This is a genomic window from Janthinobacterium sp. BCJ23 (assembly GCF_059617945.1).
Window position 1 is genome coordinate 204653 of the sequence record NZ_JCAQAW010000008.1, and the last position, 14000, is coordinate 218652.

Annotated in this window: 12 protein-coding genes; 4 read left to right on the forward strand and 8 right to left on the reverse strand. The window is 63.1% G+C overall.

Annotated features, from left to right (window positions below; genetic code table 11):
- Positions 1 to 16 precede the first annotated feature (16 nt).
- The 4 genes from AC54AG_RS22620 to AC54AG_RS22635 form a co-directional block, all read right to left on the reverse strand.
- Positions 17 to 1222 (reverse strand): efflux RND transporter periplasmic adaptor subunit, encoded by a 1206-nt coding sequence (locus AC54AG_RS22620; RefSeq protein WP_496631630.1) that lies wholly within the window; start codon positions 1220 to 1222, stop codon positions 17 to 19.
- 12 nt (positions 1223 to 1234) lie between these two features.
- Positions 1235 to 2467: a TolC family protein gene (locus AC54AG_RS22625; protein WP_496631631.1), complete on the reverse strand. Its 1233-nt coding sequence runs from the start codon at positions 2465 to 2467 to the stop codon at positions 1235 to 1237.
- Between the two features lie 91 nt (positions 2468 to 2558).
- Positions 2559 to 2927, reverse strand: coding sequence for a cation efflux protein, CzcI family (gene czcI, locus AC54AG_RS22630; RefSeq protein ID WP_456148401.1), 369 nt, complete (start codon positions 2925 to 2927; stop codon positions 2559 to 2561).
- A gap of 42 nt (positions 2928 to 2969) precedes the next feature.
- Entirely contained in the window at positions 2970 to 4517 is a 1548-nt protein-coding gene (locus AC54AG_RS22635; RefSeq protein ID WP_496631632.1) for a C13 family peptidase, read from the reverse strand.
- Positions 4518 to 4702: 185 nt separating this feature from the next.
- On the opposite strand from AC54AG_RS22635, the gene AC54AG_RS22640 reads away from it, so the two are divergent.
- The gene (locus AC54AG_RS22640; RefSeq protein WP_496631633.1) at positions 4703 to 6649 is read left to right on the forward strand and encodes a GAF domain-containing sensor histidine kinase; all 1947 of its coding nucleotides are present in this window, start codon (positions 4703 to 4705) and stop codon (positions 6647 to 6649) included.
- A gap of 310 nt (positions 6650 to 6959) precedes the next feature.
- Here AC54AG_RS22640 and AC54AG_RS22645 read toward each other — a convergent pair whose 3' ends face one another.
- The gene (locus AC54AG_RS22645; RefSeq protein ID WP_070305451.1) at positions 6960 to 8471 is read right to left on the reverse strand and encodes a DUF3369 domain-containing protein; all 1512 of its coding nucleotides are present in this window, start codon (positions 8469 to 8471) and stop codon (positions 6960 to 6962) included.
- 437 nt (positions 8472 to 8908) lie between these two features.
- Between AC54AG_RS22645 and AC54AG_RS22650 the strand changes: the two genes are divergently transcribed.
- Positions 8909 to 9412, forward strand: a complete 504-nt coding sequence (locus tag AC54AG_RS22650; RefSeq protein WP_070305452.1) for a DUF3016 domain-containing protein — start codon at positions 8909 to 8911, stop codon at positions 9410 to 9412.
- 15 nt (positions 9413 to 9427) lie between these two features.
- Here the strand turns inward: AC54AG_RS22650 and AC54AG_RS22655 are convergent, their stop codons facing one another.
- The 3 genes from AC54AG_RS22655 to AC54AG_RS22665 form a co-directional block, all read right to left on the reverse strand.
- Entirely contained in the window at positions 9428 to 10213 is a 786-nt protein-coding gene (locus tag AC54AG_RS22655; RefSeq protein WP_496631634.1) for a substrate-binding periplasmic protein, read from the reverse strand.
- Between the two features lie 60 nt (positions 10214 to 10273).
- The gene (locus AC54AG_RS22660) at positions 10274 to 10717 is read right to left on the reverse strand and encodes a thioesterase family protein (RefSeq protein WP_034753479.1); all 444 of its coding nucleotides are present in this window, start codon (positions 10715 to 10717) and stop codon (positions 10274 to 10276) included.
- A 157-nt stretch (positions 10718 to 10874) separates the two neighbouring features.
- Positions 10875 to 12326 (reverse strand): PQQ-dependent sugar dehydrogenase, encoded by a 1452-nt coding sequence (locus AC54AG_RS22665; protein ID WP_496631635.1) that lies wholly within the window; start codon positions 12324 to 12326, stop codon positions 10875 to 10877.
- Between the two features lie 213 nt (positions 12327 to 12539).
- Here AC54AG_RS22665 and AC54AG_RS22670 point away from each other — a divergent pair, with 213 nt between their 5' ends.
- Positions 12540 to 13646, forward strand: coding sequence for an S-(hydroxymethyl)glutathione dehydrogenase/class III alcohol dehydrogenase (locus AC54AG_RS22670; RefSeq protein WP_496631636.1), 1107 nt, complete (start codon positions 12540 to 12542; stop codon positions 13644 to 13646).
- Between the two features lie 116 nt (positions 13647 to 13762).
- A complete protein-coding gene (locus tag AC54AG_RS22675; RefSeq protein WP_034784311.1) occupies positions 13763 to 13996 on the forward strand; it encodes a hypothetical protein in 234 nt (77 codons plus the stop codon).
- Positions 13997 to 14000: the final 4 nt, after the last annotated feature.

Consider the following 14000-nt stretch of genomic DNA (forward strand, 5'->3'; position numbering starts at 1 on the left):
CTTTAGTTTGACGTGATCAGTGTTCGTGGCCGGCGGAGTCTTTGCCCAGCTCGGACTTCAGAACAAAACTGCCTTGCGCCGCATACGGCGTGCCGGCTGCCAGGCCCTGCTTGATGTGCGTCAATGTGCCATCGCTGCGGCCCGGCACCACGGGCGTGGCCTGGTAGCCATCTTTCACCTGCACGAAGACGACGGGCTTGTCTTCCACCGTCTGGATGGCCGTGCTGTGCACGGTGACGGGCGCGTCCGCTTCGCCGGACACCACTTCCACCGTGACGAACAGACCCGGGCGCCAGGCCATGTCGGGGTTTTGCAAGCTGATGCGTGCCTTGGCCGTGCGCGTCTGCTCGCCCAGCAAGGCGCCCACGTAGGTGATCGTGCCTTGCGCGCTGGCGTCAAACGCGGACGCTTTCACTTCCGCCTTGCCTCCCATGCGAACGGTGGCCAGGTCTTTCGCCGGCACGGCGATTTCCGCCCACACGGTCGACAGGTCGGAAATGACGAAGATGTTCGCGTCTTCCTTGACGGCCTCGCCCAGGGTGATGTGTTTTTCCAGCACCATGCCATCGAACGGCGCGCGGATCTCATAGCGGTTCAGCGGACCTTTGCTGGTACTCGTGGCGCCCAGCGCGCTGAGCTTTTGCTGCGCGTTCTGCACGGCGATTTCCGCTTCGCGCCACGCCTGCTGCGCCTGCAGATAATCCTGTTCGGCCGAAATTTTCTCGCGCCACAGTTTTTCTTCGCGCTCATACATGGAGCGGGCCAGCGACAAGCGCCGCTGCGCCGACAGCAGCGCGCTGCGCTGTTCCGACAATTCCGTGCTGGCGATGACGGCCAGCACTTGTCCCTTCTTGACTAGCTGGCCCAGGTCCGCCTGCACCGTTTCGACCACGCCGGCCAGGCGCGGCACGACGTGGGCCGTGCGGTCTTCATTGAACCGGATTTCACCGGGCAAGGCGACCGTCGTCTTGATGCGGCCAGGCGCAGCCGTGGCGATGACGACGCCGGCTGCCTTGCTTTGCGCCGCCGTCAATTCCAGCTTGCCTTCCACTTCTTCGTGGCCGTGTTCGTCTTTCTTTTCCGCATGTGCTTCCGCCTTGACGGCAGGGGCCGAAGGGGCGCTGGACTTGCCGGTGCCGAGGATCAGAAAGGCCAGCACGATGCCGGCGGCCGCGATGGAAGCGATGGCGACCGCCTGTTTTTTGTTGAGTGTGATGTTCATGGATGGTGTTCCTTACAGGGAGGCGGGGGCGCCCAGCAGGCGTTCGATGTCGGCGGCGGCGTGTTGCGCTTCCGTCAGCGCGCGCAGGTATTGGTTTTTGGCTTGCAGCAAGGTGCGCTGGGCATCGAGCACGTCGAGGAAGGCGAACTTGCCGAACTCGAAACCTTTGCTGGCCGCGTCATAGGCGCTTTGGGCACCAGGCAAGATGTCCTGGCGCAAGCTTTCCACGTCGAGCCGGGCCGTGGCCAAGCGTTCGGTGGCGGCGGCCACGTCCGTTTGCACGGCGATGCGGGCGGCGGCCAGCTCGTCGCTGGCCTTGTCGCTGCGGCGCAGGGCGTCGAGTTTGTTACCCGCATTGCGGTCGAACAGGGGCAGCGGCAGGGCCAGGCCGATGATGGCCTGGTTGCGGCCCAGCTCTTCCGAGCGCTTCATGCCGATGCTGATGGTGACGTCGGGCGTGGCGCGCCGCTGTTCCACGTCCAGCATGGCTTGCCGCTGGGCCAGCGCGCTTTGCGCCTGGCGCACGGCCGGCGCCTGGGCCAGGCGCGCCGCCAGTTCGCTTGCCGGTGGCAGCGCCGGCAAGGTTTCCAGCCGTCCTTCCGCGACGCTGAAGCGTGGCGTGGCGTTGCCCCACAGGGCGGTCAGGCGCTTACGCGCGCTGGCCAAGGTGCTGCGGGCCAGGTTCAGTTCCAGCCGCACGCTCGCTTCGGCGACCCTGGCGCGCGTTTCCTCGACGGGCGAAGCCTTGCCGGCCGTTACCCTGCGCGCCGTGATGTCGCTGGCGCGCGCGGCCAGGGCCTGTGCGCTGTCGGCCAGGCGCAAGCCTTCCTGCGCGGCCAGCACGTCGACAAAGGCACTCGTGACGGCGGCGCGCGTGTCGGCTTGCTGCATTGACAGGCCCGCTTGCGCCAGGTCTGCGCCGCGCTGGGCAACGGCGGCGCGCGCACCGCGCTTGCCGCCCAGTTCGATGAGCTGGTTCAGTTGCACGGTGGTGCTGCGCGTGGCGCGCCGCGTGTCTTCCAGCACGGTTTGCAGTTCCGGATTGGGCAGGGCGCGTGCCTGTTGCAGGGCGCCGCCCTGCGCCGCCAGTTCATGGCGGGCGGCGGACAGGGTGGCGTTGCCGCGCTCGGCCAGCGCCAGTGCGGCGGGCAGGGTCAACGGTGCGGCGGGTTCCACGCCAGATTGCGCGTGGACAAGGTTGCCGGCCAGCAGGCCAGCGGATAGCAAGAAAATGAATCGGTACATCGAATTCTCCAAAAGCATGGAAAAGAATTCGACGGGACGCGCAGGCCTGCGCCTGACTTACTGCGATAAGTGATTGAAACGTCCCGTCGGCCTAGATGGCCGACGACCAGTCAGGGCGCTTGGGAGCGTCCGGGATGTGGGAAGCGTAAAAGAAGGGGGAGGTGTCCGCGTTGACGGACGCCGTGTCGCCGACGGGCAGGCTGGAGCCGGCTGGCAGCCACGCATGGCCGATGCCGTGGCAGACGTTGCAGTCGCTGTGCGGCTGGCCTTTTTTCTGCTGGTCCGCCACTTTTTTGTCGCCGGCAGGCTGCTTGTCCGCATCTGCCTTGTGCTGGTGGCTGTGGTGACCCAGGTGCTGCGCCGCCTTGCCTTCCTCGTGCAGGCAATACGCGCTCGCCGCGGCCCAGGACATCTGGAGCGGAAGCACGAACAGCAGAAAAATGAGGAAGAATCGGCGCATGGTGACGGCTATTGTACAGAAAGAAAGAAGGCCGTGCCCATGTCAGCGCGGCTGGGCGCGCCACGCCTTCAGCTGCGCGGCGATGGCCTTGCCCTGGAACAGTTGCGGCTCGGAATGCTCTTCCGCCTCCATGCCGCCTTCGTTAAAGTCGGCCGCTTCGCGCGCCTGCACCAGCACTTTGGCCTTGTCGAACGCTTCGGCAAAGCCAGCGCTCTTCGGCAAGGCTTCCTTGAAATACGCTTCGCTGAAATACGTAAAATCGTTCTGGTCGTCGCAGCCGAACGAGGTGCGGTCGCTGCGCGCGGCCGTGATGATGAGGGTATTGTCATCTTTTAAGGGCGCAATGAATCCGCCCGCATAGCAGGCCGAGATCACGATGACTTTCCAGCGGATGCCGCTGTGCTTGAGCATGGACGCCAGCTCCTGCGCGGGCAGGCTGTGCAAGTCCATGCCGTTTTGCGCCAGCGCCAGTTCGTGCTCGGGCGAGCCGTGGCTGGTGAGGAACAGAAACAGGATGTCGTTGGCCTTGTCCATCTTGGCGCCCAGCGCGTCGAGGCTGGCGGCGATGCTGGTGCGCGTGGCCATCGGCTGCTGGGCCACCGTGTTGCGGCTGTTGACCAGCATCAAGGAGCGGCCCACGGTACCGTAATCGCGGTCGAACTGGCGCTGCACGAAGGCCGTTTCGCGGTGGAACACTTCCTGCGCGCCATCGCCGGCCACGCCCAGCAGGTACAGATTGATTTTCTTTGCCGCATCGCGCGGCGCGATGCGGGCCAGGGCGCCGTCGAGCAGGCTGCGCTGGTTGTACAGGGCCAGTTCGATATTGTCGCGCGTGAGCTTGTCCAGGGCAGGGTCGTCCAGCTGGCCTTCCGTCCAGTTGCCGCTGTCTTCGCGCCGGCCGTCCGCTTGCGCCACGGCGTAGCGCAGCACGCCCTTGCCGTCGAACTGGCCATTCTTGAAGCCGCCCCGGTATTCGTCGCCGTCGGCCGTGCGCAGCACGCCTTCACCTTCGAATTTCCAGTCTTTCAGCTCGCCTTCGTAGTGGATGCCGTCGCTGGTGGTGACCTTGGCCTTGCCCTGCACCTGGCCCTGGACGAAGTCGCCTTCGAAGACGGTGCCGTCCGTGTCGGTCAGCTTGCCGGCGCCGTGCGGGCGCCAGTGCTTGAAATGGCCTTCGAAGGTGGCGCCATCGGCGCCCTGGAAGCGGCCTTGTCCCTCGAAGCTGCCCTTGACGAAGCTGCCCGCATAAATCTCGCCCTTGGGCGAGGTGTAGCGGCCGATGCCATCGAAAGCGCCCTGGCGGAAGGCGCCTGTGTATTCGACGCCGGACGCCTGGCGCAGCTTGCCCTGGCCGGAAAACACGCCGCGCGCGAAGCCCCCTTCGTAAAACGCGCCGCTCGCGTATTCGAGCCGGCCCTGGCCATGCATCTTGCCCGCGACGAGGGGGCCGAAATAGCGTCCGCCATCGGCCGTTTCCGCCGCCGGCGCCTTGGCTGGCGCGGCGCACAGCGGCGGCATGCCCAGCGCGGCAAAGGCCAGCAGGCCGGCGAGGGTATAGGGACGAAGCGAGGCGCGTAGCGTGGCGGTCATGAGGACAGTCTGGTCTGTAGGAAGGGGCCTAGTCTGCCACTGTATTGCCAGCGTGGCAAATGTGCGCGTGGCGTGTGTTGCTCTGCCTCAAGGCAAGATTCTCCGTTTTATGCCGTGCCAAGGCCGGGCTGAACTGATAATATTGATTTTCAGAACATATACTTGCACAAGGTACATAGTCACCCATGGAAAGCCGCCTCAGCCGTCTGGAAGCCGTTCAAACCGTGTTGCTGGAGATCGGGCAGCGCTCGAGCACCTGCAGCGATATCAGCGAATTCCTGCAGGCGGTGCATGCGGCGCTGGGACGCATCATGTATGCGGCGAACTTTTACGTGGCGCTCAGCGACCATGACGACGGTCTCGTGCGCTTTCCCTATTTTGTCGATGAATTCGACGCCGCGCCCGACCCGGACGAGGGCGTGCGCCTGGCCAGCGCCGCGCAGTCGCCCACGGCATGGGTCATCGTCAACCGCAAGCAGCTGGTGATGACGGCCGACGACGACGCCATGCGCGCCATCGGCGGCGGCGCCTGGGGCGGCGGCACGGAGGCCGAGCACTGGATAGGCTGTCCGCTGCTGGACCAGCAGCACCAGGTGCTGGGCGCCATCGTCATCCAGAGCTATGACGCGCAGCACCGCTTCAGCCTGGAAGACCAGGCCCTGTTCGCGCTGATCGCCACCCACGTGTCGAGCGCCCTGCAAGGCATGCAAAGCATGGACCGGCTGGAAAAGGCGGTGCAGGAGCGCACGGCCCTGCTGGCGCACGAGGTGGCCGAGCGGCGCCGCGCGGAAAACCTCCAGCATGCGCTGTATGAAATCGCCAACCTGTCGGCGCAGGCGGCCGACGCGACGACCCTGTATGCGCGCCTGCACGCCATCATCAGCGAGCTGGTGACGGCCAAGAATTTCCTGATCGCCCTGTACCACCCGGACAACAAGGACATCACGATCCCGTATTTCGTCGACGAGAAGGATGCGCAGGCGCCCGTGAAACGCTTTCATTACGGCATCGGCATGAGTTCGTACGTGCTGGCGCGGCGCAAGGCTTGCCTGCTCGATGCCAGCAGCTATGCGGCGCTGGTGGCCAGCGGCGAGATGGACGAGCCGCTGGGCAATGTCGGTATCGCCAGCTGGATGGGCGCGCCCATGCTGCTGGGCGAGCGCAAATATGGCGTGATCATCGTACAAAGCTACGACGAATCCGTCGTGTATGGCCAGGCGGAACTGGACGTGCTGGCCTTCATGGCCAGCCATGTGGCCGTGGCGATGGCCCGCATCCAGGCCGACAGCGCCATGCGCCAGGCCAAGGAAGCGCTGGAAGAGCAGAACGCGGCCCTGAACAGCGCCCTGAGCGCCTTGCAGGAAGCGCAGTCGGAACTGGTGCGCCAGGAAAAGCTGGCGTCCCTGGGGCGCCTGGTGGCGGGCGTGGCGCATGAAATCAATACGCCGCTGGGTATTTGCGTCACGGCCACCAGCCACCTGGTGCAGGAATTGAAACTCACGCGCGAAGACTTGGAAGGCGGCCAGCTCGACGAGGACGGCTTGCGGCAATTCTTCGACATCATCGACCAGACCCTGCGCATCATGACGACGAACACGCAGCGCGCCGCGGCGCTGGTGCGCAGCTTCAAGCAGGTGGCCGTGGACCAGTCGTCGGACGAATTGCGCAGCTTTAATTTGCGCAAATACCTCGATGAAGTCCTGCTGTCCCTGCAGCCCAAGCTCAAGGGCAAGCCGGTCAAAGTGGAGATCGACTGCGCGCTCGAGGTGCAGCTGCGCAGCTATCCGGGCGCCGTCTCGCAGATCGTCACGAACATGGTGGTCAATTCACTGGTGCATGGCTTTGCCGAAGGCGAGCCGGGCAAGATCAAGCTGTCCGCCAGGACGGCGGGCGACATGCTGGAACTTGACTACAGCGACGATGGCATGGGCATGGACAGCGCCACCCTGGCACAGCTGTTCGACCCCTTTTTCACGACGAAGCGGGGCTCGGGCGGCAGCGGACTTGGCGCGCATATCCTCTACAACCTGGTGACGGGGCCGCTGGGAGGGACGGTGAAGGTGGTTAGTGCGCCAGGCATGGGATTGCATTACAAGATACGCTTCCCATTAGAACCACGTAGGTCGGATTAGCGCTTGCGCGTAATCCGACGCCGGCGGCTAAAAACGGCGGGCCGGAGACGCGGGCCTGAGAAAATACCGATGGCGGCGTTGCAGCTCCTTGCCGTACATGCGTACTGTCTGCGTCGCTGCGCCTTGCCCTCGACATTTTTCAGGCCCGCTTGGCCCGGAACGCCCATGTTGGGGGCTTGGGCCGAAGCGTATTTTTCTGGCGTGCGTATCGATTCGGGGGGCACTTGGCTCTTTGATGAACCGCGTAATCTGGCGCCGTCGGCGGCGCCAACAATGTTGTCGGATTACGCGCAAGCGCTAATCCGACCTACTAGTCGGGGAAACGCTTGTTCAGTGCCAGCGCTTCATCCAGATTCGCAATCAGCAACTCCACATACTGCGGATCGAGGTGGCTGCCGCTCACTTCGCGCAGGTAGCTGACCACGCGCTCCAGGGGCCAGGCGTCCTTGTAGCAGCGCTTGTGCATGAGGGCGTCGAAGACGTCGGCGACGGCGGCGATGCGTGCGTATTTGTGGATGTTTTCGCCGACGAGACCTTGCGGGTAGCCGCTGCCGTCGAATTTTTCATGGTGCTGGTGGGCGATCACGGCCGCTGCCTTCAGGAGCGGGCGCTGCGAGCCGTCGAGGATGGACATGCCTACCGTCGGATGCTGCTTCATGATTTCCCATTCGGCCGCATCGAGCTTGCCCGGTTTGAGCAGCACGGCGTCGGGGGTGGAAATCTTGCCGATGTCGTGCATGGGCGCCGCGTGACGCAGCACCATGGTTTCCTCTTCCGACATGCCGGACGCCTGCGCCAGCAGCTGGCACACTTCGGCCATGCGGCGCACGTGGTTGCCGCCTTCGTGCGAGCGCGATTCGACCACGTCGCCCAGGCGCAAGATCAGCTCGGCCTGGGTATCGGTGATTTCCTGCGTCAGCAGGATGTTGTCGAAGGCGATGGCCACGCCCGAGCAGAATACTTCCAGCAATTGTGCGTCGAGGTCGGAAATTTCTTCCACGCCTTTTAGCACCAGCAAGGACGCCTTGCCGCTGCTGTTCGGGAAATAGCCGACATAGGTGTCGCCATGCAGGCGCGAAATCTTGTTGCTCTTGGCATCGTCCAGCTGCGACAGCAGGGACGGGCTGAGGATGCCGCCATCGGCTTCATGGTCGCCGATCTGCGCGAGGATTTCATAGTCCTGCTCGCCCGTGATGGCGCTGGCGCCGCGCAGGCGCAGCAGCATGCTCGTTTCCAGGCGCAGCAGGGCGACGACTTGCTGCAGCAGGCCGCTGGCGAAGTCGCGCAGGTTGCGCTGCTTGAAGATGTGCGCCGAGGCGGCGATGACGCGTTCCAGGCCTTCGCGGTAATGGAGCTGGGCCTGGCGCGCCTCTTCCACCTTCATGATGTCGCGGTAGGCGCGCAGGGCGGCAAAGGTGGTGGTGAACAGCTTGGTGCGGTCCAGTTCCGTCTTTTCCTTGTAGTCGTTGATGTCGTAGTTGACGATCACGCGTTCTTCCGGCGCCTGTCCCGGCTGCCCAGTGCGCAGCACGATGCGCGTAAACTGGTTGCCCAGGTCTTCGCGCATCCAGCGCGCCACTTCCAGGCCGCTGTCTTCGCGTTCCATCACCACGTCGAGGAAGACGAGCGCGATGCCTTCTTCGCGCGCCAGCACCTGCTTGGCTTCGGCGCCGCTGTACGCGTGCACGAAGCTCAGCGCGCGGCCTTCGAGGCGGAAACGGCTCAGCGTCAGTTTGGTGATGTCGTGGATGTCGGGTTCATCATCGACGAGCAGGACTTTCCAGGGAGGTAACTTGGGCGATGCTGAAGACAAAAATGACATAAGGGCAAGTTCCGCTAAAAGGCATAACTGACGCAATGCTGAGACGCCCGCGCCAGGAATTCCTGTGCGCCATGACCGGCGTTGCGCGTTTTTCGGGCGCATTTTGTCGATTGTAGACTGACAGCTAAGTATTAACAATAAGCAAGAACAATTGACTAAAATCATGCAACACACGTGCTAAAAAAGCACTTTAAATCCGTGCCGCCGACACTATCTATACTTTATCGCTTAGGCAACTATATTTTCAAGACAATACTTTGTTTTAATTAATATTGCTAATGAATCTGCAAAAAAGTGGCGGCCGGTCTTGTCAGAGTTGCCGTAGGAAAAGGTAACAAGGTATGAATTTCGCTTTGAACGGCGGCGCATGGGGGTATAGTGAATCGGATAAAAAGTGGCTCATGCGCCACCCATATTTTTCCTGAAAGGATTACATCATGAAAAAGAAGACAACGCGCGCCCTGATCGCCGGCCTGGCCTTGCTGGCCAGCAGCGCGGCCTGGGCAGGAACCGAAGTGCATTTCAGCAAACCGGATCAATTCACGGATGTGCCGTTCGACCCGCACGAACGGGAAGACGTACTGAAGGAGCTGACCCGGCATTTCGAGAAGCTGGGTACGGCGCTGCCGCCCGGGCGGACCTTGAAAATCGACGTCACGGATGTGGACCTGGCGGGACGTGAAAATCCTTCGCTGCGTGCCGGCCATGATATCCGCGTCATGAATGGCCGGGTCGACTGGCCGCGCATGCGCCTGCAGTATGTGCTGGAACAGGATGGCAAGGTCATCAGCAGCGGCAATGCGGCCCTGTCCGATATGTCATACCTGAGCCGCATCAATCCTTACTTCAGCAATGAAAAGTTGCGCTATGAAAAGCTGATGATCGATGACTGGTTTTCCGATACCTTTGGCGTCAAGGTGAAGCGCCACGCGCGCAAGTAGTGAGCAAGTAGTAAATCAGCGCAGGTAAGCGCCTTCGATGCGCGCCAGCTCGCCGCTCTGCCGCATGGCGAGCAGGGCGGCATTCATCTTCTCGATGAAATCGGCCTTGTAGGCGGGCGTGTTGCGCGCGCTGTAGGCGATGTAGGTGGCTTCTGATGACAATTCCAGCACTTCGCGCAATTGAAAGCCGTAGCCGGCCAGTTCCTCTTGAAGCTGGCGCGCCGTGTGGCGTGCCGCGCCGCGGTCGCTGGCGTAGCAATCGATGCGCCGCAGGGCCAGTTTCTTCAGGTTCGCTTCATTCCCCTTGGCCGCTTCCAGGCGCAGCAGCCCCTGGCGGGCTGGCGCCATCAACTTTTCCGACAGCAAAAAACCCGTGTTGACTCCAATGGTCAGACCCGCAAAGTTGGTCGGGAAGTGCGTGCGCGGCGTGCGCATGACGGCGTCATGGCAAAACAGCACCACCGATTCGCGGTGCAGCACGGCCGAATATGGTTGCACGTACGAGCGTTCCGTCTTGCGTCCGGGCGGAAACAGGCCGAAAACCTGGCCTTTTTCCAGCGCGTCGAGCCCCCGTTTCCAGGGACGCGGCTGCAATTCCAGCCGGTAGCCGGGCATCGCGCCCGCCGCCTGGCGCAGGATGTCGATATACATGCCCTTGAAGACACCGTTTTCCACATAGCTGTACGGCGCGTAGTCATCATCGCCGTACAGCGTGACGGTTTGCGGCGCGGCCAGGGCGCATGGCAAGACGCCCAGCAACGCCAGGGCCAGGCACAGTCTTGCCGTTATTGCTGATTGCATGCCGCTCCAGAATTAATTATCTTCCTGGCAAGGATACAGCATGGCGGCATCGAGCTGCTGTCAATCGATCCAGTTCACCTGCGGGAACTTGCTGCCGAACTCTTCCGGCATAGGCACGACCTGGCTGCGCTTGTAGTTGAAGAAGACAAAGCCGGACTTGGCCATCGCGATCAGGGTGTTGTCGCGCGGGCGCGTGATGCGGAAGGTGATGTCGCCGCCATACTTGTTGAAATCCATGACACCCACTTCGAACAGCAGCTGGTCGCGCGCATGGGCTTCGGCGCGGTAGGTGGTGGCCAGGTCGGTGACGATGATGCCGGTGCCGTCCGCTTCGATGTCGCGCACGCCATATTCGAACAGGAAGCGGGCGCGCGCCTCGGAAATCATGGAAATCATGGAATCGTTGCCGAGATGGTTGCCGGCGTTGATGTCCGTCGTGCGTACCGTCAGTTGCGAGGAATAGCAGTACTGGTCTTCGGGAAATTCAAGTTTCAAACGGGCCATGGTGTTCTCTTGGGCTGGTGCGCAGGGCGCGGCGGAAAAATCCAATTCTAGCCGGTTCCCCGCGCTCCGTCGAAAAACGCCGCCTCAGGCGTGCGTCGCCATGACTGCTTGCACATGCTCATTGGCCCACCTTATTGGCCCACCTTTTTGCGTACGCTTATTTACGTACAATCTTGTACACCTTGCCCGTGCCGCTCAGCATGTACAGCTCGTTTTGCGCATCCTGGCCGAACGACAGGATGTTGCCCACGTTCGTGATGCCCCAGTCTTTCACGGCCGATGCCGTGCCATTGCTGTAGCTGAAACTCTTCAGCCAGGCGCTGCAGTAATCCGAATACAGGTATTGCCCCGTCAGTTCCGGCAAGGCCGCTCCCCGGTACACATAGCCGCCCGTGATCGAACAGCCGTTGGCCGTATCGTTGTTGTACGTGATGGCGGGCAATACCAGCCCTGCCTGGTTGCAGCTGGTGCTGTTGTAGCACTGCGTGCCTTCCATGATGTTCCAGCCATAGTTGTTGCCCGCCTGACCCACGGGGCGCACGTCGACTTCTTCCAGGTTGGCCTGGCCCACGTCGGCGATGTACAGCAGCTGGGCTGGCACGTCGAAGGCATAGCGCCACGGGTTGCGCAAGCCGTAGGCCCAGATTTCAGGACGCCCGCCTGCCGTGGCAAACGGGTTGCCCGGCGGAATGGCGTACGGCTGGGCGGCGCTGCTGGCGTTGACGTCCAGGCGCAGCAGCTTGCCCAGCAGGACATTCGTGTTTTGCGCGTTGCGTGGCGGGTCGCCCGCGCCGCCGCCATCGCCCGTGCCCGCATACAGATAGCCGTCCGGCCCAAAGCTGAGCAGGCCGCCATAATGGTTGCTGAACGTGGGGTGGGGAATCGTCAGGATGGTCAGCGCCGACAGGGGATCGGCCATGTTGGCGTTGCCGGCCGACACCTGCCGGCGCTCGATGACGATATCGCCGGCCAGGTTGGTGTAATACAGGAAGAAATAGCCATTGCTGGCGTATTGCGGATGGAAGGCCATCGACAGCAAACCCCGTTCGCCGCTGGTGGTGGTGAGCGTACTGATGTCGAGGAAGGGCGTGGCCAGCAGAGTGCCATTCTGCACCACGCGGATGCGGCCGGCCCGTTCGAGGATGAACAAACGGTTGTCGCCGGGCGGCGCCGTGAGGAAGATGGGCACGCTCAAGCCGCTGGCCACCTCCTGCAGGCCCAGGGTCAGCGGCGTGGCCGCCGCATACAGGACGCTGGCGCTGGCCGTCGCCCCCGCGTTGACTTGCACCTGCTGCGTGACGGGCGTGGGCGCCAGCGGTCCCGTGCCTTGCGCCACGTTGGCGGCGTTGAGCGTATAGGCGCCGGGCGCCAGATCCGTGAGCGTGGCGCTCGCCGTCAATGTCTTGCTGTAGGACGCAGGTCCCGTCACCGTGACGGCGCCCGCCACGCCGGCCGGCAAGCCGCCGATGCTGACCATCAGGCTGCCGGTGGTGGGGCCAGGCGCAGGGTCGTCATCGTCGCCGCCGCCACAGGCGGCCAGCAGGGCCAAACAGCATGCCAGCAGCAGGGCCAGCCAGGGCCGGGGAAAGCGGGAAAAGATATGGCGCATGTCGGTCTCCTGCGGGAACGGCGCAACGGCGGCTCAATCGGGGAGCCTGTGCCAAGAATGCGCGTCTTTGTGCCTGTAGGTTTGCGTTGGCGCAAACGTGCGGCGCCATCGGACAAATGCGCCGCGTTTTCAGACAAGCGCGTGGCCAGCCGCGCCATCGCGCCTGCCGGCGCCCGATAATGGCGCATCTGAAACCGAGCAGGAATGACACACATGAAAACCAAAGCCGCGATTGCCTGGAAGGCGGGCGCCCCGCTGACCATCGAAGAAGTCGACCTGGCCGGCCCGCGCGCCGGCGAAGTGCTGGTCGAACTGAAAGCCACGGGCATTTGCCATACCGATTACTACACCTTGTCCGGCGCCGATCCGGAAGGCATCTTCCCTGCCATCCTCGGCCATGAAGGCGCCGGCGTCGTCGTCGACGTGGGCCCGGGCGTGACGATCCTGAAAAAGGACGACCACGTCATCCCGCTGTACACGCCGGAATGCCGCCAGTGCAAGTTCTGCCTGTCGCAAAAGACGAATCTGTGCCAGGCCATCCGTTCCACGCAGGGCCGCGGTCTGATGCCGGACGCGACCAGTCGCTTCTCGCTCAATGGCCAGCCCCTGTTCCATTACATGGGCACGTCCACGTTCTCGAACTACATCGTCGTGCCGGAAATCGCCTTGGCGAAGATCCGCGAAGACGCGCCATTCGACAAGGTGTGCTACATCGGCTGCGGCGTGACGACGGGCGTGGGCGCCGTCTTGTTCTCGGCCAAGGTGGAAGCGGGTGCCAATGTGGCCGTGTTCGGCCTGGGCGGCATCGGCCTGAACGTGATCCAGGCGGCGAAAATGGTCGGCGCCGACAAGATCATCGGCATCGACATCAATCCGGCGCGCCAGGCCATCGCGCGCAAGTTCGGCATGACGCATTTCATCAACCCGAACGAAGTGGAAAACGTCGTCGACGCCATCGTGCAGCTGACGGACGGCGGCGCCGATTATTCGTTCGAATGCGTGGGCAACACCAACTTGATGCGCCAGGCGCTCGAGTGCACGCACAAGGGCTGGGGCAAGTCCTTCATCATCGGTGTCGCGGCGGCGGGCCAGGAAATTTCCACCCGTCCATTCCAGCTGGTGACGGGGCGCGAATGGCGCGGTTCGGCCTTCGGCGGCGCGCGGGGACGCACGGACGTGCCGAAAATCGTCGACTGGTATATGGAAGGCAAGCTCAATATCGACGACCTGATCACGCACCGCTTGCCGCTCGAACGCATCAATGAGGGTTTCGACCTGATGAAGAGCGGCGAATCGATCCGTTCCGTCGTGTTGTATTAATTTTATCGGACTGTACTCATTGCGCAACACATGACGGACGGGGCAGGGCGGCACGCTGTACTTCGCTGCCTGCCCCTGCTAGTGTGAAGACATCCGCCTTGCTTTGGGAGCCGTCCATGTTTGCCACTGCCTATCTCGCGACCTTGCGCCGCATGCTGCCCGTCTTCCTTGGCGCGGCCCTGTCTTCCCTGCTGGCCTTGTGGTGGAGCAATGCCGCCAGCCTTGCCACGCCCGCCATCTGGCTGGCGCTGCTGGCCACCTATCTGCTGTGCGCACTCCTGTTTACACCGCTGGCCCGGCAGAGCCGCCAGTTGGCCACGCGCCACGTGCGTCACGGCAAGCCGCGCTGACCTG